Source organism: Buttiauxella gaviniae ATCC 51604 (genome assembly GCF_001654835.1).
Lineage (GTDB): Bacteria > Pseudomonadota > Gammaproteobacteria > Enterobacterales > Enterobacteriaceae > Buttiauxella > Buttiauxella gaviniae.
In genome coordinates this window covers 280,543-302,240 of sequence record NZ_LXEP01000031.1, presented here as the reverse complement: position 1 = coordinate 302,240, position 21,698 = coordinate 280,543, and the positions used below count along the sequence as shown (strand labels likewise).

Annotated in this window: 23 protein-coding genes and 1 riboswitch; of the genes, 11 read left to right on the top strand and 12 right to left on the bottom strand. The window is 50.5% G+C overall.

The features are described from left to right. Positions 1-3: 3 nt before the first annotated feature. The 3 genes from M977_RS17225 to licT form a co-directional block, all read right to left on the bottom strand. Positions 4-1,395: a glycoside hydrolase family 1 protein gene (locus tag M977_RS17225; protein WP_064517269.1), complete on the bottom strand. Its 1,392-nt coding sequence runs from the start codon at positions 1,393-1,395 to the stop codon at positions 4-6. A 15-nt stretch (positions 1,396-1,410) separates the two neighbouring features. After that, a complete protein-coding gene (gene bglF / locus M977_RS17220; protein WP_064517266.1) occupies positions 1,411-3,258 on the bottom strand; it encodes a PTS beta-glucoside transporter subunit IIABC in 1,848 nt (615 codons plus the stop codon). A 144-nt stretch (positions 3,259-3,402) separates the two neighbouring features. Next, positions 3,403-4,245, bottom strand: coding sequence for a BglG family transcription antiterminator LicT (gene licT / locus M977_RS17215; RefSeq protein ID WP_064517664.1), 843 nt, complete (start codon positions 4,243-4,245; stop codon positions 3,403-3,405). 318 nt (positions 4,246-4,563) lie between these two features. On the opposite strand from licT, the gene M977_RS17210 reads away from it, so the two are divergent. The 3 genes from M977_RS17210 to hpdC all read left to right on the top strand — a co-directional run bounded on the left by M977_RS17210 (position 4,564) and on the right by hpdC (position 5,909). Then, on the top strand, positions 4,564-4,959 hold the full coding sequence (locus M977_RS17210; RefSeq protein ID WP_064517263.1) for a helix-turn-helix domain-containing protein: 396 nt from the start codon (positions 4,564-4,566) through the stop codon (positions 4,957-4,959). Positions 4,960-4,981: 22 nt separating this feature from the next. After that, positions 4,982-5,191 (top strand): multiple antibiotic resistance regulatory protein MarB, encoded by a 210-nt coding sequence (marB, locus tag M977_RS17205; RefSeq protein WP_064517260.1) that lies wholly within the window; start codon positions 4,982-4,984, stop codon positions 5,189-5,191. 430 nt (positions 5,192-5,621) lie between these two features. Continuing rightward, a complete protein-coding gene (gene hpdC / locus M977_RS26140; RefSeq protein ID WP_134183664.1) occupies positions 5,622-5,909 on the top strand; it encodes a 4-hydroxyphenylacetate decarboxylase small subunit in 288 nt (95 codons plus the stop codon). Between the two features lie 104 nt (positions 5,910-6,013). Here the strand turns inward: hpdC and dusC are convergent, their stop codons facing one another. Together dusC and rhlE are read right to left on the bottom strand one after the other, a co-directional pair. Then, positions 6,014-6,946 (bottom strand): tRNA dihydrouridine(16) synthase DusC, encoded by a 933-nt coding sequence (gene dusC / locus M977_RS17200; RefSeq protein WP_064517257.1) that lies wholly within the window; start codon positions 6,944-6,946, stop codon positions 6,014-6,016. Between the two features lie 68 nt (positions 6,947-7,014). Then, on the bottom strand, positions 7,015-8,382 hold the full coding sequence (rhlE, locus tag M977_RS17195; RefSeq protein ID WP_064517254.1) for an ATP-dependent RNA helicase RhlE: 1,368 nt from the start codon (positions 8,380-8,382) through the stop codon (positions 7,015-7,017). A 251-nt stretch (positions 8,383-8,633) separates the two neighbouring features. On the opposite strand from rhlE, the gene cecR reads away from it, so the two are divergent. The 5 genes from cecR to M977_RS17170 all read left to right on the top strand — a co-directional run bounded on the left by cecR (position 8,634) and on the right by M977_RS17170 (position 14,437). Next, a complete protein-coding gene (gene cecR, locus M977_RS17190; RefSeq protein WP_064517251.1) occupies positions 8,634-9,329 on the top strand; it encodes a transcriptional regulator CecR in 696 nt (231 codons plus the stop codon). A 1-nt stretch (position 9,330) separates the two neighbouring features. After that, complete coding sequence (gene hlyD / locus M977_RS17185) at positions 9,331-10,317, top strand: secretion protein HlyD (RefSeq protein ID WP_413498117.1); 987 nt, start codon at positions 9,331-9,333, stop codon at positions 10,315-10,317. Further along, a complete protein-coding gene (locus M977_RS17180; protein WP_064517246.1) occupies positions 10,310-12,058 on the top strand; it encodes an ATP-binding cassette domain-containing protein in 1,749 nt (582 codons plus the stop codon). Before hlyD ends, M977_RS17180 begins: the two co-directional genes overlap by 8 nt. Then, positions 12,045-13,184, top strand: a complete 1,140-nt coding sequence (locus M977_RS17175; protein WP_064517243.1) for an ABC transporter permease — start codon at positions 12,045-12,047, stop codon at positions 13,182-13,184. The genes M977_RS17180 and M977_RS17175 overlap by 14 nt, the downstream gene beginning before the upstream one ends. Before the next feature lie 146 nt (positions 13,185-13,330). Then, positions 13,331-14,437, top strand: a complete 1,107-nt coding sequence (locus tag M977_RS17170) for an ABC transporter permease (RefSeq protein ID WP_064517240.1) — start codon at positions 13,331-13,333, stop codon at positions 14,435-14,437. Here the strand turns inward: M977_RS17170 and M977_RS17165 are convergent. Next, entirely contained in the window at positions 14,399-14,809 is a 411-nt protein-coding gene (locus tag M977_RS17165; protein WP_064517237.1) for a YbhQ family protein, read from the bottom strand. The genes M977_RS17170 and M977_RS17165 overlap by 39 nt on opposite strands. A gap of 132 nt (positions 14,810-14,941) precedes the next feature. Between M977_RS17165 and M977_RS17160 the strand changes: the two genes are divergently transcribed. The 3 genes from M977_RS17160 to M977_RS17150 are packed head-to-tail and all read left to right on the top strand — an operon-like array spanning position 14,942 to position 17,909. Further along, the gene (locus M977_RS17160) at positions 14,942-15,700 is read left to right on the top strand and encodes an endonuclease/exonuclease/phosphatase family protein (protein ID WP_064517234.1); all 759 of its coding nucleotides are present in this window, start codon (positions 14,942-14,944) and stop codon (positions 15,698-15,700) included. Further along, positions 15,697-16,941: a cardiolipin synthase ClsB gene (gene clsB / locus M977_RS17155; RefSeq protein ID WP_064517231.1), complete on the top strand. Its 1,245-nt coding sequence runs from the start codon at positions 15,697-15,699 to the stop codon at positions 16,939-16,941. The genes M977_RS17160 and clsB overlap by 4 nt, the downstream gene beginning before the upstream one ends. After that, a complete protein-coding gene (locus M977_RS17150; protein ID WP_064517228.1) occupies positions 16,941-17,909 on the top strand; it encodes a lysylphosphatidylglycerol synthase domain-containing protein in 969 nt (322 codons plus the stop codon). The genes clsB and M977_RS17150 overlap by 1 nt, the downstream gene beginning before the upstream one ends. Positions 17,910-17,960: 51 nt before the next feature. Here the strand turns inward: M977_RS17150 and M977_RS17145 are convergent, their stop codons facing one another. The 6 genes from M977_RS17145 to moaA form a co-directional block, all read right to left on the bottom strand. After that, positions 17,961-18,671 (bottom strand): Bax inhibitor-1/YccA family protein, encoded by a 711-nt coding sequence (locus M977_RS17145; protein ID WP_034456535.1) that lies wholly within the window; start codon positions 18,669-18,671, stop codon positions 17,961-17,963. Between the two features lie 87 nt (positions 18,672-18,758). Further along, positions 18,759-19,211, bottom strand: a complete 453-nt coding sequence (gene moaE, locus M977_RS17140; protein WP_064517225.1) for a molybdopterin synthase catalytic subunit MoaE — start codon at positions 19,209-19,211, stop codon at positions 18,759-18,761. A 1-nt stretch (position 19,212) separates the two neighbouring features. Next, a complete protein-coding gene (moaD, locus tag M977_RS17135) occupies positions 19,213-19,458 on the bottom strand; it encodes a molybdopterin synthase sulfur carrier subunit (protein ID WP_064517222.1) in 246 nt (81 codons plus the stop codon). Then, positions 19,451-19,936 carry a cyclic pyranopterin monophosphate synthase MoaC gene (gene moaC / locus M977_RS17130; protein WP_064517219.1) on the bottom strand — a complete coding sequence of 162 codons (486 nt, stop codon included), beginning with the start codon at positions 19,934-19,936 and terminating at the stop codon, positions 19,451-19,453. Before moaC ends, moaD begins: the two co-directional genes overlap by 8 nt. A 3-nt stretch (positions 19,937-19,939) precedes the next feature. Then, positions 19,940-20,452 carry a molybdenum cofactor biosynthesis protein B gene (gene moaB, locus M977_RS17125; RefSeq protein ID WP_064517216.1) on the bottom strand — a complete coding sequence of 171 codons (513 nt, stop codon included), beginning with the start codon at positions 20,450-20,452 and terminating at the stop codon, positions 19,940-19,942. A 46-nt stretch (positions 20,453-20,498) separates the two neighbouring features. Beyond that, complete coding sequence (gene moaA / locus M977_RS17120; RefSeq protein WP_064517213.1) at positions 20,499-21,488, bottom strand: GTP 3',8-cyclase MoaA; 990 nt, start codon at positions 21,486-21,488, stop codon at positions 20,499-20,501. Next, a riboswitch (molybdenum cofactor riboswitch) is annotated at positions 21,476-21,607 on the bottom strand. It overlaps the preceding gene by 13 nt. Between the last annotated feature and the right edge of the window lie 91 nt (positions 21,608-21,698).

Below are 21,698 nucleotides of genomic sequence, written 5' to 3'. Positions count from 1 at the left end.
GGCCTACTTCAGACTTGCCCCATTACTGGCAATCACTTCTTTATACCAGTTGAAGCTTTTCTTACGGCGGCGCTCAAGGGTACCGTTGCCCTGGTCGTCGCGATCGACATAGATAAAGCCATAGCGCTTAGATAACTCGGCTTTCGATGCGCTCACCAGGTCAATTGGGCCCCAACAGGTGTAGCCCAGCACTTCCACGCCATCTTCAATTGCTTCACGCACCTGCACCAGATGGTCGTTGAGGTAGCTAATGCGGTAGTCGTCATGCACTGTGCCATCGGCTTCGAGTTTGTCTTTAGCACCGAGGCCGTTTTCAACAATAAACAGCGGTTTCTGATAACGATCCCACAGCTTGTTGAGCAATATACGTAGGCCAACTGGGTCAATTTGCCAGCCCCACTCAGAACTCGGCAGGTGCGGGTTTGGCACCATGTTGAGGATATTGCCACGCGCCTTCTCATTCAGAGCTTCATCAGAAGTGACACAACCCGTCATGTAATAGCTGAACGAAATAAAGTCGATTGTGGTTTTCAGCGCTTCGCGGTCGCTATCTGAGATCTCAAGCTTAATGCCGTTATCACGGAAGTAACGCAGCATATAGCCCGGGTACTCCCCCCGGCACTGCACATCACCAAAGAACAACCAGTTGCGGTTTTCCTGCATGGTTTCCAGCACGTCTTCTGGCTTACAGCTCAGTGGATAAACCAGGCCACCAAGCAGCATGTTACCGATACGCGCATCAGGAATGATTTCGTGGCAGGCTTTCACGGCCAACGCACTGGCAACCAGTTGATGGTGAATCGCCTGGTAAATTTCTGCTTTGCTGCTGCTTTCACTTAGCCCAACACCCGTCATTGGCGCATGCAGTGACATGTTGATTTCGTTAAACGTCAGCCACAGTTTCACTTTGTTTTTATAACGCGTGAACACGGTACGGGCGTAACGCTCAAAGAATGTGATGACTTCACGATTGCCCCAACCGCCATAATTTTTCACCAGGCCCCACGGCATTTCATAGTGGGACAGCGTCACCATTGGCGTGATGTTATGTTTTGCCAATTCATCAAACAAACGGTCGTAATAGGCAAGGCCCGCTTCATTTGGCTGAGTTTCGTCCCCTTGCGGGAAAATACGCGTCCAGGCAATAGAGACGCGCAGGCAGCTAAAGCCCATTTCTGCGAATAGCGCGATATCCTCTGGATAGCGGTGGTAGAAATCAATGGCGACGTCTTTAATGCCAAAATCACCTGGTTTGCGTTCGGCGACATCACCAAATACACCATGCGGCTGAACGTCGGACGTTGAAATCCCCTTCCCGTCTTCCTGCCACGCGCCTTCTACCTGATTTGCGGCAATCGCGCCGCCCCACAGAAACTTCTCAGGAAATGCTTTCATCTACTTCTCCTTTGTTTAGCGAGTGGCCGTCAGGAACGGCATACCCGAATCAATTGAATGGCCATTAGTTAAGCGTGTCACTGCTGTGTATTCATCGCTATTGCTGATAATCACCGGCGTGGCCAGGTCGTATCCAGCATCCAGGATAGCCTGTCTGTCGAATTCAATGAGCAGGTCGCCTGGTTTAATTTTGTCCCCCACTTTCACATGGGTCGTGAAGTGCTGACCATTCAGTTTTACCGTATCAATACCAATGTGAATCAGTACTTCAATGCCGCTATTACTAAGTAAACCAATGGCATGGCGTGTCTGGAATAACGAAGCTACTTCGCCATAGAAAGGTGCGATAACTTTGCCAGTAAGTGGAATGATTGCCGCCCCCTCACCGAGCAAACCACTGGCGAAGGTAGAATCAGGGACCTGATCCATCGCCAGAACGGTGCCACTCATTGGCGCAAGAATGTCGTTTTCATTCGTGTTCGTCTCGACATTCTCTGTGGCTTCGCTGCGAGGTAATCCCGCGATATAGGTCAGCGCGCAAGCCAGCACCAACGCCAGAACCATCCCAATTACCGCGCCCCACACGCTGGCATCAATACCGCCTGGCGGAATCATTTGCGCGATGGTGAAGATATTGGCAAAGCCAAATGAATAAACGTTACTGTGGCTGAACCCCACGATGGCACCACCAAACGCCCCTGCTACACATCCGAAAATAAACGGACGACGATTCGGTAATGTGACGCCATAAACGGCGGGTTCAGTGATACCAAAGATCCCGGCACTCACCGCCGACCCTGCCAGCATTTTCAAGCGTGTATCACGAGTTCGCAGGAAGACCCCGAGACAGGCACCAACTTGACCCATAATCGCCGGAAGCAGCAGCGGCAACAGTGTGTCGTGCCCAAATACCGATAAATTGTTAATCATCAGCGGCACCATGCCCCAGTGCAGGCCGAAGATAACGCAAACCTGCCAGATAGCACCCATCACGGCACCTGCAAGCCAGGGTGCAAAGGTGTAAATCGCCTGATATCCATGCGCCAGCATCTGGCTAAGCCAGGTTGCCGCCGGGCCAATCAACAGGAAAGTCAACGGTACGGTAATCGCGAGGCAAAACAGTGGGGTAAAGAAATTACGCACCGCAGAAGGCAGCAACTTATTGCCCTGCTTTTCCACCCAACAACTTACCCATGCAGCAAAAATAATGGGGATAACCGATGAGCTGTAGTTAATAAAAGTAATGGGTATGCCGAGGAAATATTCAGTCGCAGCGCCCGCATCTAATGCCTGCATCACCACCGGGTGGGTTAACGCTCCACCAATAGCCATGGTAATAAATGGATTTCCACCAAATTTCTTGCCTGCCGTATAACCGAGCACCAGCGGGAAGAAATAAAACAGTGCGTCACTTGCCGCAAACCATAGCTTGTAAGTACCGCTATCGGTCGCCAACCAGCCGAACACCACCGCCATAGCCAGTAAGCCTTTGAGAATACCCGAGGCCGCCATCACACCAATAAAAGGGGTGAAAACTGCCGAGACAATATCAATCAATCGGCTGAGCAGACTGACTTTTTCACCTGTTTCCTGTTCTTGTTGGGCTGTATCTTCCGTAATCCCCGCTTCAGCACAAACGGCGTTGTAAACATCATGGACGTGGTTACCAATCACCACCTGGAATTGCCCGCCGCTTTCCACCACCATAATGACGCCCGGATTTTTTTTGAGCGTCTCCGCTGCGGCTTTTTTCGGGTCTTTTAACTTAAAACGCAGCCGTGTAGCGCAATGCACCAGGCTTGCTATATTCTCGCGCCCACCAACATGGGTCAGAATGTCTCTGGCAACCTCTTGATATCCCATAATGCTTTCCTTCCACCTTTCGGCATGTGTGTCTTGAGTAAAAAAAAACCTGAGACCAGCCTCCCGTGAAGGGAAGCCAGTGCTCAGGTTTTGCCTGCCGCAGCAGTAACAATCCGTTTTTATCACACGTCTCACGACGCGCATTTATGAAGCTTTAAGACTCTCTTTACGCACTCGCTCAATGTGAATAGCGAGAAACATAATCTCTTCCGTCGTCAGTTCGCGCTGGTATTCACTCACCAAATGACGGCTAATTTTTTCAGCACAGCACCATGCGTGGGGATAATTATCTTTCACCGCCGCATGGAGCGTTAAGTCATCATCTGCCACCACATTACGACTTAGCATCCGCTGGGCGAAAAACTTAAGATGGGTAACAAAGCGCTGATAACTCAAACTATCTTCATCATACTCAAACCGTAGCTGGTACTTTACGATTTGCAAAATCTCCTGCATCACCCGGGTAACATGCATCACTTCGGGCATTTCGCTGTTTAACTGCGCGGTGACCAGATGCAGCGCGATAAACCCGGCCTCATCTTCAGCGAGCTGCACATTAAGCCGTTTTCTAATCAGCTCTACGGCTTCCTGACCCAGCAGAAACTCTTTAGGGTAAAGGCGCTTAATTTCCCAAAGCAGCACGTTACGGATTGCCACCCCCTTCTTTTGCCGCTCGATGGCAAAATGGCAGTGGTCGGTCAACGTGATGTAGAGACTATCTTGTAACTTCCCCAACTTCTGGCGAGAAAGCTCGATAATACGATCACAGGTAGTCATCACTTCCAGCGGGATTTGGCTTAACAGCTCACCTAAACGCGCTACCAGTTCATCACTTTTCAGGGCAAACACTTTCTCGATCTTGTCGTTTTCCAGGGTGTCGCCAATATGCTTCTGAAAGCCAAGGCCACGCCCCATAACCACTTGTTCACGTCCGTGTTCGTCAAGAATCACCACTACATTGTTATTGAGTATTTTGGCGATTTTCATCAGTACCCCAGAAACAAAAAAACCTGACATCCGGCAGGAGCCAGAAAATCAGGTTTTGCCTGCCGCAGCAGTAACAATCCAACTGGGACACTCTATCAGCTTCGAAATATCACTCAAATGAATGTATTGAAAATCGTGACGAAGATCGCGGCTTAATGCCTCCCTGTAGGAACACGGTATATCAGATCTTAAGCTTTGTTTTTGTCAGAGCATTCATAACATTGACAAATGGTTAGCGTGGTAATGATATCACTATCAAATTAGAAGCCAGCTAATCAAATAGAAAAAGCGATTTTTAGCTTGACTGGAGTTGTAGTGATGTCCAGACGAAACAACGATGCAATGACAATTGATTGCATTTTGGATTGGATAGAAGAGAACCTGGAAGCTTCAATGTCAATTGAAAGGGTTTCAGATCGTTCAGGCTATTCGAAGTGGCACTTGCAAAGGATGTTTAAAAAAGAGATTGGCTATTCATTAGGCCAATACATCCGCAACCGTAAACTGACGGAGATAGCCCGCAGACTCAAACAAAACGATGGGTCAATTATCCATTTAGCCTATCTTTATGGGTTTGAATCACAACAATCTCTCACGCGTGCCTTCAAAAACTTTTTTTCCGTACCACCGCACAGATACCGTATTGCGCACGTAGAACGCGCAGAGGAAATGTATTTCCTCCGCATACCACATTCAATGCATTCCATCGCTTAAGCGGTAGATAGAACGAGGGGTTATGAAAAGTTTTGTTTTGTTTGTCATTCTTCTACTGACATCGAATAACATTCTGGCGGAACAACCCAATAACTTTAACGCCTCCCAAAGTAACGAGGGAGAAATGGTTATTCCGCACACTGATGATCCTTACGATATCAATGCGCTCCATAATTATAGTGATAAATCTGAATCACTCTCTTCACCTTATTATAATGACAACATTATTTAATACTTTCATTGATAAAGAAAAATCCAGCATTTTTAATATTAATCCCTGGGGTAAGATTTCTCTCCCTGTACTTTTTTTACAACTCACTCTCTACAAATAAACCCGCTGAATTTTTACCTATTTGTGGTGGTAATACGCGAGTTAAAGGTTATGACTTACCCGAACCCTTTGGCGTTGGTGTGAACTATATTAACCGGTGACAGAATATTATTGTTGATGGGTGTGCAGTATGGAGTCATTCGCAATTTCAATTTTATTACAGAAAGTTTCATTGCCGAACGTATTAGTTTTATGCACCGGGATAATTCCGTTTTTAATATGCGGAATTATTGATTATGAAAACCCTTAATTTATATTCATCACTAAGAGCTAACCAACTCTCCCAGGCTATAGGAAATTTCATGCTGTATGCCCTTGATTATCTTTCTGCATGGAAAATTCATTGCAAATAAAGGTATTAACCATGAGCAAGCTTAACCATACCCACTGCAATCACTTTTGCCCGATTGATGGAACTAAAGGTCAATGCCAATTAAGCGGGAATATCATCATGAATAACGATCCGCGTTGCAGAAACTTCAGCGAGAGATTGTGCTGTAGACATTGCTACCATTTTTGTGATGCAACAGTACCCGCACTATGCTCAGGTCTAACAAAACTGAGCATAGTCGATGCCGACACCCATGCCGAACAATGCAATGCCTTTAAACCTTATTAGCCGATTAATTCTGGTGATGACACCAAAGCGTTAATGCCATAAACATTTCGTTTTCCAGGGTCTGCAATGCTAGTCACAATTATGCTGGATACTTCAAATACAAATCAAAGCCGTTGAATAGATGATGCAATATCTTTCGATGTTTTCAATGTGCGAATTTCAGCAAAAACATCCGTCGCTTCAACATATTCTTTACGCAAATACCCCAGCCACTGCTTGATGCGCGCAACGTGATACATACCGGTATCGCCCTGCTTTTCGAGCTGGCTATATTTTTGCAGAAGTTTGACTACATTCGGCCATGGCATACGCGGCTCGTTGTATTTAATCACGCGGCTTAAATTGGGGATATTTAACGCGCCGCGGCCGATCATCACTGCATCACAGCCCGTTGCCGCCATACAATCCTGCGCACTTTGCCAATCCCAGATTTCACCGTTGGCAATCACCGGAATCGATAACCGTTTGCGGATTTCACCAATTGCTGCCCAGTTAATACGCTCAGCTTTGTAGCCATCCTCTTTGGTACGTCCGTGAACAACAAGTTCAGTAGCACCGGCCTGCTGCACCGCATCAGCAATTTCAAACTGCCGCGCATCGCTGTCCCATCCGAGTCGAATCTTAACGGTTACGGGTAGGTGCGCAGGCACGGCCTCACGCATCGCTTTCGCACCACGGTAAATCAGATCGGGGTCTTTGAGCAGTGTGGCACCGCCGCCGCTACCATTCACCAGTTTGGATGGGCAGCCGCAGTTAAGATCAACACCCCAGGAACCTAGCTCCACCGCACGCGCAGCGTTTTCAGCCAGCCATTGTGGATGTTGCCCCAGGAGTTGAATACGCACTAACGTACCGGATGATGTACGGCTCGACTGATGAAGTTCCGGGCAAAGTTTATGGAAGGATTTTGCCGGCAAAAGCTGGTCGACCACACGCAAGAACTCGGTGATACACAAGTCGTAGTCATTGACCTCTGTCAGCAGTTCACGAACCAACGAGTCGAGAACCCCTTCCATTGGCGCAAGCAGTACACGCATAGCGTTTTTCCGGTAAAAAAAGAGGCGCTATGTTAGCGCCTCTGTTTGAGTTGGCAAAGCCTAATTAATTATGCGGATGCAGGCTTACGCGCCGGACGACGACGAGCGTTCGCCCCAGCCGGTTTCGCAGCACCATCACCTTGTGGGCGAGATGGACGACGCGGTGCATTGCTGCGCTCAGAAGATGCGCCACCATTGCCACCACGACGTTGCCCCTGGCCCTGACCACCGCCGTTGCCACGACCGCCACCACGTTGCTGCTGGCGACCGTTAACAATCGGCTCAGCAGGAATTGATGGGTCAACTTCATAACCTGGCAGCGCCATACGCGGAACTTCACGTTTAAGCACGCGTTCGATATCACGCAACAGTTTGTGTTCATCAACACAAACCAGAGACAGCGCTTCACCCGTTGCTGCTGCACGGCCAGTACGGCCAATACGGTGCACGTAATCTTCCGGTACGTTTGGCAGTTCGTAGTTCACAACATGTGGCAGTTCTTCGATATCAAGACCACGCGCGGCAATGTCAGTTGCCACCAGCACACGAATGCCACCGTTTTTGAAGTCAGCCAATGCACGTGTACGCGCGCCCTGGCTCTTATTACCGTGAATAGCCGCAGCGGTGATACCGTCTTTGCCCAGCTGTTCTGCCAGGTGGTTTGCACCATGTTTGGTACGGGTAAACACCAGCACTTGCTGCCAGTTACCTTCACCAATCATCTGAGACAGCAGTTCTCTTTTACGTTTCTTATCAACGAAATGAACGTGTTGAGTCACTTGCTCGGATGCGGTGTTACGACGCGCAACGGACACTTCTTCTGGATTATGCAGCAGCTTTTCAGCAAGGCCCTTAATCTCATCAGAGAAGGTCGCGGAGAACAGCAAGTTCTGGCGACGCGCAGGCAATTTAGCCAGCACACGACGGATATCGTGGATAAAGCCCATGTCCAGCATGCGGTCAGCTTCATCCAGCACCAGGATTTCTACCTGATCGAGTTTCACAGCGTTCTGGTGTTCCAGATCTAACAGACGGCCAGGTGTTGCCACCAGTACATCTACACCGCTGCGCAGTTTCATCATCTGCGGGTTAATGCTCACGCCGCCGAAAACCACCAGCGAACGGATATCTAAATACTTGCTGTAGTCACTCACGTTTTCGCCAATCTGAGCGGCAAGCTCACGAGTTGGCGTCAGGATGAGCGCACGAACCGGGCGACGACCTTTGGCATGCGGCTGATTGTCGACCAGGCGCTGCAAGAGCGGCAAGGTAAAGCCAGCTGTTTTACCGGTGCCGGTTTGGGCACTGGCCATCAGGTCACGACCTGCTAAGACGACCGGGATCGCCTGGCGTTGAATAGGGGTAGGCTCACGATAGCCCTGCTCTTCCACTGCACGCAGAATATCGGCGTTCAGGCCGAGAGAATCAAAAGACATAGGTACTCCAGAATCGCCCTGACCGCGAGGTGCGGTGTAGTTTCCAGGGGTTCATATGACGCCAGTCATTCTGGCGCGAGAGAGGGGCACAAACCACGGTGCCGTAAGCCGCGCAGTGTAACAGGTTTTGTGACTTTGCGCACAAATTCTATTTTTCGACGCATTCACAAGATAATTGTTGGGAACTGGACACTTGGGTATCACGCGCCTACTCTTAATCAATCGATTGATTAACTTCTTAAGAGGTCGGTATGAATGCAACACCGACGCCTGCAACTTCCCGCGGCGAGCACGCAAAAAATACGCTGATTGCTTCCGCTATCGCCCAGTTTGGTGAGTATGGTCTACACGCCACCACTCGCGATATTGCCGCCCTTGCCGGGCAAAACATTGCCGCCATCACCTACTATTTTGGTTCAAAAGAAGAGCTGTATATGGCATCCGCGCAATGGATAGCCGATTTTATCACGCAAAATTTCAAGCCTCATGTCGAACGCGCCGAGGCTATTCTCAACCAGCCACAACCCGATAAATCACAAATTCGCGAGCTCATTCATACAGCTTGCGAACATATGATTGTCCTGCTGACCGCCGATGAAACACTAAACCTCAGCAAGTTTATTTCCCGCGAACAGCTCTCGCCGACTCCCGCTTATCAACTGATTCACGACCAAGTGATTGCACCAATGCATACGCATCTGACATGCCTGGTCGGGCGATATACCGGGCGCCACCCGGATGATACTGAAACAATTCTCCATACCCATGCGCTGCTCGGACAGATACTGGCTTTTCGACTCGGGCGAGAAACCATTCTGCTGCGCGCCGGGTGGCCAACGTTTGATAAAGAGAACGTGAAACAAATCAGCGATGTGGTACGCAGCCATATCGATTTCATTTTGCAGGGGTTATCAACGGAACGAGGAAATGCCAGCAATGAAAAGTAAAATGCCAATAATTATTGTGGCGCTGGTGGCGCTTATCGCGGCGGGACTTGGCGGTTGGTACTGGTACAAAAGCCAGCAAGACCAAGGCCTGACACTGTATGGAAACGTGGATATTCGCACCGTTAATTTGAGCTTCCGCGTTGGCGGGCGTCTTGCGGCGTTACAGGTTGACGAAGGTGATGCAATCAAAGCCGGGGAAACGCTGGGCGAGTTGGATCAAGGGCCGTATCAAAACTCATTGCTGCAAGCGCAGGCGAATGTCGCAGCATCCCAGGCAAAATTTGATTTGATCATCGCCGGTTACCGTGACGAAGAAATAGCTCAGGCCGCAGCGCAGGTAAACCAGGCACAGGCCGCTTTTGATTACGCGCAAAACTTTTATCAGCGCCAGCAAGGTTTGTGGGCGCGCCGGGTTATTTCTGCCAACGAACTTGAAAATGCCCGTTCATCAAGCGACCAGGCGAAAGCGACGCTGAAAGCCGCGCGCGATAAGTTAAGCCAGTACCGCACCGGTAACCGCCCACAGGAAATTGCCCAGGCACAAGCCAGCTTGCAACAGGCGAAAGCGCAGCTCGCCCAGGCGCAACTGGATTTACAAGACACCACACTCATCGCGCCATCTGACGGCACGCTGCTGACCCGCGCGGTTGAACCTGGCACCATGTTGAACGCCGGAAGCACCGTGTTAACCCTCTCCCTCACCCGCCCGGTTTGGGTGCGGGCTTACGTCAACGAGGTGAGTCTGAATCAGGCAAAACCAGGCACAGAACTGCTGGTTTACACCGATGGTCGCCCGGATAAGCCGTACCACGGCAAGATTGGCTTTGTCTCGCCAACTGCTGAATTCACTCCGAAAACTGTCGAAACACCTGATTTACGCACCGACCTGGTTTATCGCCTGCGAATTATTGTCACCGATGCCGACGACGCGCTGCGCCAGGGAATGCCGGTCACCGTGAAATTCAATGACGAGAAAGCGCATGAGTAGCCAGGAAGGTATCATTCGCCTGCAAGGGCTAATGAAGCAGTTCCCCGGTCAGGAAAAACCAGCTGTGGCACGCCTTGAGTGCGAGATTCATACCGGTTCAGTGACAGGTCTGGTCGGCCCGGATGGCGCGGGGAAAACCACGCTGATGCGCATGCTGGCGGGGCTGTTAAAACCAAGCGAAGGGAATGCCAGCGTAATCGGCCTCGATCCCATAGAAGATGACCGCGCGTTACATGCGGTTCTGGGATACATGCCGCAAAAATTTGGCCTGTATGAAGATTTAACCGTGATGGAAAACCTGACGCTGTACGCCGACTTGCGTGGCGTAACGGGGGAGGAACGCGAAAAAACCTTTAAGCGGCTGCTGGAATTTACAGCCCTTGGCCCTTTTACCACGCGGCTTGCCGGGAAGCTCTCCGGCGGGATGAAGCAAAAACTCGGCCTCGCCTGCACACTTGTCGGCCAGCCAAAAGTGCTACTGCTTGATGAACCCGGCGTTGGCGTCGACCCGATTTCGCGCCGTGAATTGTGGCAAATGGTGCATGAACTGGCAGGCGACGGCATGCTGATTCTTTGGAGTACCTCGTACCTCGACGAAGCCGAACAGTGCCGCGACGTGCTACTGATGAACGAAGGCGAGCTGTTGTATCACGGAGCCCCTAAAGAACTGACGCAGCAAATGGCTGGACGCTCGCTGCTGGTAACTCATAGTGATGAGAACAACCGTAAGTTGCTGCAACGTGCGCTGAAATTGCCGCAGGTCAGCGATGGCGTGATTCAGGGGCGGTCGGTGCGTCTGATACTCGCCAAAGACGCCTCCGTTGAAGAACTCACCCAGGCGCTGAATGTGCCGCCAGAAAATATTTCACAAACCGAGCCACGCTTTGAAGATGCGTTTATCGACCTGCTAGGCGGCGCGGCAACCCAGGAATCTCCGCTAGGGAAAATTCTGCATACTGTGGAAGGAAAGGCTGGGGAAACCGTTATCAAAGCCGAATCACTCACCAAAAAATTCGGTGATTTTGCTGCCACGGATAACGTTGATTTCACCGTCCAGCGCGGGGAAATTTTTGGCCTGTTAGGGCCAAACGGTGCTGGAAAATCCACCACTTTTAAAATGATGTGTGGCCTGCTGGTGCCAACTTCAGGCAAAGCTCTGGTGCTGGATATGGACTTAAAAACTAGCTCAGGAAAAGCACGCCAGCATCTTGGCTATATGGCACAGAAATTTTCGTTATACGGCAACCTTACCGTGGAACAAAACCTGCGATTTTTCTCCGGCGTGTATGGCCTGCGCGGCAAAGCTCAGGAGGAAAAAATTAACCGTATGAGTGAAGCTTTCAGTCTAAAACCCATCATGAACAGCTCAACAGATGCGCTACCCCTCGGCTTTAAGCAGCGTCTGGCGTTGGCCTGTTCGCTGATGCACGAGCCAGATATTTTGTTCCTTGATGAACCAACATCGGGCGTTGACCCAATCACCCGCCGTGAGTTCTGGCTGCATATCAATAGCATGGTGGAAAAAGGCGTGACCGTTATGGTGACCACGCACTTTATGGATGAAGCCGAATACTGTGACCGCATCGGGCTGGTGTATCGCGGTAAGTTAATAGCCAGCGGCACACCGGATGACCTGAAAGAACAAGCCGCCGACGACGAGCAAACTGACCCAACTATGGAGCAGGCATTTATTACGCTTATCCATCAATGGGATAAGGAGCACGAAAATGAGCGAGCATAATCAAGCCGTTTCCTGGCGGCGCGTACGCGCTCTGTGCGTGAAAGAAACACGCCAAATCGTGCGTGACCCAAGCAGTTGGCTGATTGCAGTGGTTATCCCACTGTTGTTGCTGTTTATTTTTGGCTATGGCATCAACCTCGACTCCAGCCGTCTGCGCGTTGGTGTGCTGCTGGAGCAGCAAAGCGAAGAAGCGCTGGATTTCGCCCATACCATTACGGCCTCACCCTATATCGACCCAACCATTAGCGACAACCGCCAGCATCTTATTCAACTGATGCAGGCAGGGAAAATTCGCGGTCTGGTGGTTATCCCTACTGATTTTGCGCAGAACATGGCACGAGCTGGGGCTACGGCACCTGTGCAAGTGATTACCGACGGAAGCGAGCCCAATACTGCCAACTTCGTGCAGGGATACATGGAGGGGATTTGGCAAATTTGGCAGCAACAGCGGGCGGAAGATCGCGGTGAAAAGTTTGAGCCGTTAATTGACGTGCAACTACGTTATTGGTTTAACCCGGCGGCTATCAGTCAGCATTTTATTATTCCTGGAGCCATTACAATCATCATGACGGTGATCGGTGCGATCCTGACCTCGCTGGTGGTAGCGCGCGAATGGGAGCGCGGCACTATGGAAGCGCTACTCTCAACCCAAGTGACGCGCACCGAGTTGCTGCTGTGCAAACTGCTGCCTTATTACGTGCTGGGTATGCTGGCGATGCTGCTGTGTATGTTGGTATCGGTGTTTATTCTTGGCGTGCCTTTTCGCGGTTCGCTGCTGATTCTGTTCTTTATCACCAGCCTATTTTTACTGAGCACGCTTGGCATGGGGCTGCTGATTTCCACGATTACTCGCAACCAGTTTAATGCAGCGCAGGTCGCATTAAACGCCGCGTTTCTACCGTCGATTATGCTGTCTGGCTTTATCTTCCAGATTGACAGTATGCCGGCGATTATCCGCGCGGTGACTTATATCATTCCGGCGCGCTATTTCGTCAGTACGCTGCAAAGCCTCTTTCTGGCGGGAAATATTACGACCGTGTTAGTCATCAACGTGTTGTTTTTAATTGCCTCGGCGGTGATGTTTATCGGCCTGACGGCACTTAAAACCAAGCGCCGCCTTGATTAGGTACAACTGACTAAAGGCGTAATTGTTGCAGCCAGTTTGGGCGCGGACAGCGCGGAGGAACCGGAGCGTACATGAAGTACGTGAGGATTCCGAGCACTGATCAAACCCAAAATGGCAAATAAAATAGCCTGTTAATGGGGAAAGTGATGCTATATCGACTCTGGACACTGATTCGCAAAGAACTGCAATCCCTGCTACGCGAACCGCAAACGCGGGCGATCTTGATTTTGCCTGTGGTATTGCAGGTCGTACTGTTCCCGTTTGCCGCAACGCTTGAAGTCACTAACGCTACTATCGCGATTTATAACGAAGATAACGGCAGCCATTCGGTTGAACTCACCCAACGCTTTGCCCGTGCTAAAGCATTTAGCCATGTATTGCTGCTTAAAAGCCCGCAGGAGATCCAGCCGACAATCGACAACCAAAAAGCGCTGCTGCTGATTCGTTTCCCGGCAGAGTTTTCACGCGATATCGCCAGCCAGCAACCGGCAAAACTACAAATTATTCTCGATGGGCGTAACTCCAATAGCGCGCAGATTGCGGCAAATTACCTGCAACAGATCGTCAAGAATTACCAACAGGAACTGGTCTCCGGGCAGCCAAAACCGAATAACAGCGAATTGGTGGTTCGCAATTGGTACAACCCTAATCTGGATTACAAATGGTTCGTGGTGCCGTCGCTGATTGCGATGATCACTACCATCGGCGTGATGATTGTTACCTCGCTTTCCGTGGCTCGCGAACGTGAACAAGGCACGCTTGACCAACTGCTGGTTTCTCCACTGGCGACCTGGCAAATATTTGTCGGCAAAGCGGTGCCTGCGCAAATTGTGGCGATTGGCCAGGCAACCATCGTGCTAGGGGTTGGGATATGGGGTTATCACATTCCGTTTTCCGGCTCGCTGCTGCTGTTTTACTTCACGATGCTGATTTATGGCTTGTCGTTGGTGGGGTTTGGTTTGCTTATCTCGTCCCTGTGCTCAACACAACAGCAGGCATTTATCGGGGTATTTGTCTTTATGATGCCGGCGATTTTGTTGTCAGGCTATGTGTCGCCTGTCGAGAATATGCCAGTGTGGTTGCAGAATCTGACATGGGTAAATCCGATACGGCATTTCACCGATATCACTAAGCAGATTTATTTGAAGAACGCGAGTTTTGACATTGTGTGGGGAAGTGTGTGGCCACTATTGGTTATAGCGGCCACAACGGGTTCAGCGGCGTACTGGATGTTTCGGCGCAAAATCGCCTGATGCCTTATCTTTAACCAGCAGTGAATAAATAATCGGCCCGGCAATCATTGCCAGGCCTGCGCCTGCCAGCAGAAATTTGTTTTCGACCACGCGTGATAATAGCCACAGCACGATCATCGCATTGCCGAAATACCAGGTGGTAGTCAGCTCTTCAAGAAAATCACCAATGTCACGTAACCGCCCAGAGCGTACACGCTGGAGGGCGAACATTAAAATTACTGTTGCTGCATACAGCAAACATAAGCCAATCCCGACCGGTATGAGGGAGGCAGTTTTCCAGCCAACGAGCAGTAAACAAAGCACAGAAAGATGCAGCATTATCTGCCAGCAGCTTAGGCCTGTTGTCACTTGTACACGTTGTTGCCATTTCATTATTTCTCTCCTGGCCGCTATTTCCTGTCATTCAGAGTACCGCAGTATGCGGAAAATTCCGTAACCCGGCACCTATTTGTGACAGAGACTACACTTTATTTTCATCAGGATGTTAACAATGCCGGGAGAAGCATGAGTAATAAGTCTCAGCACCTATCCTTTAAAGTGCTCACAATTAATACACACAAAGGCTTCACCGCACTCAACCGGCGTTTCATTTTGCCGGAGTTGCGTGATGCAGTACGTGCAGTTTCTGCTGACATTGTCTGTTTGCAGGAGGTGATGGGGGCTCACGAAGCACACTCACTGCATGTTGATAACTGGCCGGATACCAGCCACTACGAATATCTCGCCGATACGATGTGGAGCGATTTTGCCTATGGTCGCAACGCGGTCTATCCCGAAGGCCATCACGGCAATGCCGTATTATCTCGCTTCCCTATCAGCCAGTATGAAAATCGCGATATTTCTGTAGAAGGCCACGAAAAGCGCGGCATGCTGCACTGCCAGATAAACCTACCGGGTGCCAATATTCGTGCGCATGTTATTTGTGTGCATCTCGGTTTGCATGACGCTCACCGCCAGGCGCAACTCAATATGCTCTGCCAACTGGTGAATGAACTGCCAGAAGGCGAGCCAGTAATAGTGGCTGGCGATTTTAACGACTGGCAGCAACGCGCTAACCGGCAATTAAAGCAAACCGGATTGGATGAGGTATTTACCCGCGCATCTGGCCGCCCGGCACGCACCTTCCCTGCCCGCTTTCCGCTACTTCGCCTCGATAGAATTTATGTGAAAAATGCGTCCGCGAGTGAACCAACGGCGCTGCCATTGCGACAGTGGCGGCATCTCTCCGACCATGCGCCATTAGCCGTGGAGATTCATATATGAAAAATAACTGGCGTGACGGGAACCGAATTACATTACTCGAAAACGGTGACCAGTTTTTCCCGGCGGTATTTAAAGCCATCGAAAATGCACGCAGCAAAGTGATCCTCGAGACATTCATCTGGTTTGAAGATGATGTTGGAAAGCAATTACATGAAGTTTTGCTTACTGCTGCCCGTCGTGGCGTGAGTGTCGAAGTCTTGCTTGATGGCTATGGTTCGCCAGATTTAAGCGATGATTTTGTCAGCCAACTGACTACCGCCGGAGTGATGTTCCGCTATTACGATCCGCGCCCGTTGGTGTTTGGCATGCGTACTAATTTGTTCCGTCGTATGCACCGCAAAATCGTGGTCGTGGATGGCATCATTGCATTTGTCGGCGGTATTAATTATTCCGCGGAACAGATGAGTGATTACGGCCCGGAGGCGAAGCAAGATTACTCGGTCAAAGTTGAAGGACCGGTGGTGGATGATATTCACCAGTACGTGATTTCTAACCTGCCCGGCCACGACAATAAACGCCACTGGTGGCGACGCCGCCGTAATCCGGCACAAGAAAACCTGACGCCCGGTGAAGCACAAGCGTTGTTTGTCTGGCGTGATAACAACCAGCATCGCGATGATATCGAGCGTTATTACCTGAAAATGCTCAGTAAAGCGAAGCGTGAAGTGATTATTGCCAACGCCTATTTCTTCCCAGGCTACAGGCTGCTTCACGCAATGCGAACTGCATCTCGTCGTGGCGTTTCGGTGAAATTGATTGTGCAGGGCGAGCCTGACATGCCGATTGTCAAAGTCGGCGCACGCCTGCTGTACAACTACTTAGTGCGTTCCGGTGTGAAAATCTTTGAATATCACCGCCGCCCCCTGCACGGCAAAGTCGCCATCATGGATGACCATTGGGCAACGGTCGGCTCCAGCAACCTTGACCCGCTGAGTTTGTCGCTAAATCTTGAAGCGAATTTGATTATTCACGACCGCACATTCAATGACACGCTGCGTGCCAATCTAACCGGGTTGATTGCCAAAGATTGCCACCCGGTTGTTGAGTCGATGCTGCCAAAACGCACCTGGTGGAATTTGGGTAAGAGCGTGCTGGCATTCCACTTCTTGCGCCACTTCCCGGCGATGGTCGGTTGGTTACCCGCACATACGCCAAAACTTGCGCAAGTGATGCCACCAGCGCAACCACATATGGAAACGCAGGATCGGGTTGAGACAGATAATCCGGGGGTGAAATACTGATGTCGCACTCGCATCCCAAATGGCGCAAAGCGAAGAAGATACTCACTTGGCTATTTTTCATCGCCGTTATCGTGCTACTGACGGTGTATGCAACGAAGGTTGACTGGGAGGAAGTCTGGAAGGTTATCCGCAACTACAACCGCCTGGCACTGTTTAGCGCAGTCGGTCTGGTCATTTTGAGCTACCTGATTTACGGCTGTTACGATTTACTGGCGCGGTCGTATTGCGGGCATAAACTGGCAAAGCGCCAGGTGATGTTGGTATCTTTTATCTGTTATGCCTTTAACTTAACGTTGAGCACCTGGGTTGGCGGCATTGGCATGCGCTACCGGCTCTATTCACGGCTTGGTCTGCCCAGTGCCACTATTACGCGCATTTTTTCGTTAAGTATTTCGACTAACTGGCTCGGTTATATTCTGCTGGCCGGCATGATTTTTACGGTCGGCGTGGTGCAACTACCGGAGCACTGGTACATCGATGAGACGACATTACGGATTTTAGGTGCCGTTCTACTGGCGATCATCGCGGTGTATTTGTGGTTCTGCGCCTTTGCTAAACATCGCCATATGACGATAAAAGGCCAGCGCCTGGTGCTGCCATCATTTAAGTTTGCTCTGTTGCAACTGGCAATTTCAGGTGCCAACTGGATGGTTATGGGCGCGATTATCTGGCTATTGCTTGGTCAGGATGTGAATTACTTCTTCGTGTTAGGCGTGCTTTTGGTCAGCAGTATTGCCGGGGTAATTGTGCATATTCCTGCCGGGATCGGCGTGCTAGAGGCGGTGTTTATCGCGCTACTGGCAGGGGAGCATGTTAGCAACGGCACTATTATTGCCGCCCTGCTCGCCTATCGAATGCTCTATTTTATCGCACCACTGCTGCTGGCGATTGTTTGCTATTTAGGGCTTGAGAGTCGGGCGAAGAAGATGCGAGTGAAGAACGAGAAGAATATTCAGGAGAGTTCGTAAGAATTAGGGTGGATGTCGCTTACGCGCATCCACCCTACATAATCATCGAAATTAACGGCGGTTGCCGAAAATACGCAACAACATCAAGAACAAGTTGATGAAGTCGAGATACAGGGTCAATGCGCCAAGAATTGAATATTTGCGCATAGTTTGCGTATCACGGGTATCAATTTGTTCACCGATATTTTTCAGCTTCTGGGTGTCATAAGCCGTCAGACCAACAAAGACAATCACGCCGATATAGGTTACAGCCCACATCAGCGCCGTGCTTTTCAGCCACATGTTCACCAGTGAAGCCAACACAATACCGATCAGCGCCATAAACAGCATATTGCCAAAACCGCTGAGATCACGCTTGGTGGTGTAACCGTACAGGCTCATGGCCCCGAACATCCCGCCTGCGACGACGAAGGTGCTGGCAATGGACGAGTAGGTATAGACGATAAAAATGCTGGAAAGCGTCAGGCCCGTTAATGCCGAATAGAGCATGAACAAGCTGGTTGCCATACCTGCGCTGAGCTTATGCACCATGCCCGAGAGCACAAACACTAAACCCAACTGCACGATGATAAGCCCGAAGAAAGTGATTTTACTGGAAAAGACGAATTCCATTACTGCTGGGGTATTCGCCGCATACCAGGCGACAAATGCCGTCAGTAACAGGCCGCAGGTCATCCAGCCATAAACTTGTGCCATATATGCCTGCAAGCCGGTACGGGCCTGCTGCACGATGGTGTCATTGGAGCGTGGGAATCGATCCATGATGCTTCCTTAAGTGAATTACGTTGACCGAATTTCAGGCTTTAAAGCCTGTGCCTTAAGATTAACACAACTGCGCGAAGGTGCCTGTTACCAGCGTTTTGCCGCTTGCTTGTCAGTCTCACGCGCTTCGACCCAACGATCGCCGTCAACTGTGGCTTCACGCTTCCAGAACGGCGCTCGCGTCTTCAGATAATCCATAATGAATTGTGCAGATTCAAACGTTGAGCTGCGATGAGCTCCGGTCACACCAACAAAAACAATTTCGTCGCCAGGCCATAATTCCCCGATGCGGTGAATCACGCTTACGCGTTGCAGCGGCCAGCGAAGGCGCGCTTCTTCGATAATTTCAGCCAGCGCTTTTTCCGTCATACCCGGATAGTGTTCGAGAGTTAACGCACTCACGCTATCGCCAAGATTATGATTGCGCACTTTGCCGGTGAAGGTCACTACCGCACCATCTTCATCGCACTGAGCAAGCCATTGGTACTCGTCGCCAACGTTGAAGTTTTCATGGCTTACGCGGATTCGGGTGTTTTCCATTTCAGCCTCCAGTAACCGGCGGGAAGAAAGCGACTTCATCACCGTCGGTAAGTGGATGGTCGAAACTCACCAGCGTCTGGTTCACGGCGGCGAGTAATTTCCCCGACTCCAGCGCCAGCGCCCAGCGTTCGCTTTTGGCTGCAAGGCTCTCACGCAGCTGTTCAACATCGCCAAAAGTGGCGTCTAGCTGCAGTTGGTCACAATCGACCAATTCACGCACCTGGGCAAAAAACAGGACCTTAATCATTGCTCTCAACCTTAAAGTCGCCAGACTTGCCGCCACTTTTTGCCAGCAAACGCACCGGGCCAATCACCATATCTTTTTGCACGGCTTTGCACATATCGTAGATGGTTAACGCAGCGACCGATGCGGCAGTCAGCGCTTCCATTTCCACGCCGGTTTTACCCGTCAAACGGCATACAGATTCAATGCGCACGCGGTTATGTTCTGGTTCAGCGGCTAAATTCACTTCGACTTTGCTGAGCATCAGCGGGTGGCAAAGGGGGATTAAATCCCAGGTGCGCTTCGCAGCCTGAATCCCGGCAATACGCGCCGTGGCAAATACATCACCTTTGTGGTGACTACCTTCAATAATCATGGAGAGCGTTGCAGCTTCCATAGTGATAAACGCTTCAGCACGTGCTTCGCGCACCGTTTCAGTTTTGGCGGAAACATCAACCATGTGCGCTTCGCCTTGCGCATTAATATGAGTCAGTTGCGACATAGTTTATTTCTTGAGATGTGGGTGGAAATTACAAGGGCGCACGCGGGCATCCAGCTGTGGCTGAATGATATTTTCCCACGCGGTATGACATGCTTTGGTTGAACCTGGCATAGCAAAAATCAGCGTACGGTTCGCGATGCCTGCCAGCGCGCGCGATTGCAGCGTTGAGGTGCCGATTTCTTCAAAAGAGAGCATGCGGAACACTTCACCAAAACCTTCGATTTCGCGGTCAAACAGCGGCAGTAATGCTTCTGGAGCCTGGTCACCATCGGTAAAACCAGTGCCACCGTTAATCAACACCACCTGAACTTCATCATCAGCAATCCACTGGGAAACCTGAGCGCGAATCGCGTAACGGTTTTCTTTCACAATCGCTTTGGCAACAATGTGGTGGCCCGCGTCAGTTGCCGCTTCACGCAGATAATGGCCGGAGGTGTCGTCTTCTTCGCCACGGCGGCTTGAGACGGTCAGAATGGCAATATTTACCGGGACAAATTCGCTACTTATCTGGCTCATTGTTATCTTCCTTTTTATACCCAAAATTATTGGGCTACAGCGGGTTTTAGCCGCCGATATAAGACAGGTTTTGAGTGATGCCGGTATCACCGTCATGCAGGAAATGGGTCTGTTTCTTGTGCGTTAAAGCTTCAGCGATGCGCGCCTCAAGCTCGTCGATTTGCCCGTCATCCGCTAATAGGTCGCGCAGGGAAATGCCCTGTTCGCCAAACAAACACAGATGCAAATTGCCGACCGATGACACACGCAGACGGTTGCAGCTGGCACAGAAATCTTTTTCATACGGCATGATCAGGCCAATTTCGCCCTGATAATCCGGATGGCAAAAGACCTGCGCCGGTCCATCGTTGCGGCTGCGAAGCTGGTGAACCCAGCCGCGAGCCAGAAGCTGGTCGCGAATGGTTTTGCCCGAAATGTGGTGTTTGCGAAACAGATCACCGCCGTCGCCGGTTTCCATCAGCTCGATAAAGCGTAGCTGGATTGGACGGGATTTGATCCACGCAAGGAAGGTATCGAGTTCGTGATGATTTACATCGCGCATTAGCACGGTGTTCACTTTTACACGTTCAAAACCTGCTGCAAAAGCGGCATCAATGCCATCCATCACCTGGCGGAATTTATCCTGCCCGGTAATGGCGTGAAACTGGCGGGCATCGAGGCTATCAACGCTAACATTCACCGCAGTCAGTCCGGCATCACGCCACTGCTGAATATCACGCGCAAGGCGATAACCATTTGTGGTCATCGCAATCTGGCGAATACCGGGGTTTTCACGCACAGCGGCGATAATGTCAGTGAAGTCTTTACGCAAAGAGGGTTCACCACCTGTCAGGCGTACTTTTTCAGTACCCAGGGCGGCAAAAGCGCGGGTTACACGGCGAATTTCATCGACGTTGAGGAAACTTTTGTTCGCCACACCATGAGGCTTGTAGCCATCTGGCAGGCAATAGTTGCAACGAAAATTGCAAACGTCGGTAATAGATAGACGCAGGTAAAAAAACTTACGAGCGAATGCATCGGTAAGTTGGGTAGCCATGTACACCTTCCAAATACGGGAGATGCAGTCATTTCTTTCTGCACCCTGGTGACTCAAGGTCACGGCCAAAGCACCGTATCTTTCGACTTAGGTCCAGAGGCTTAGTGTGTTTAGAACGATAGTAGCGCGTGGGGAAATTATTCGCCATAGCAGCTTTCGTTATATAAATCTATATATAGCGAGCTAATCGTTCAATTTCGCCACAGACTA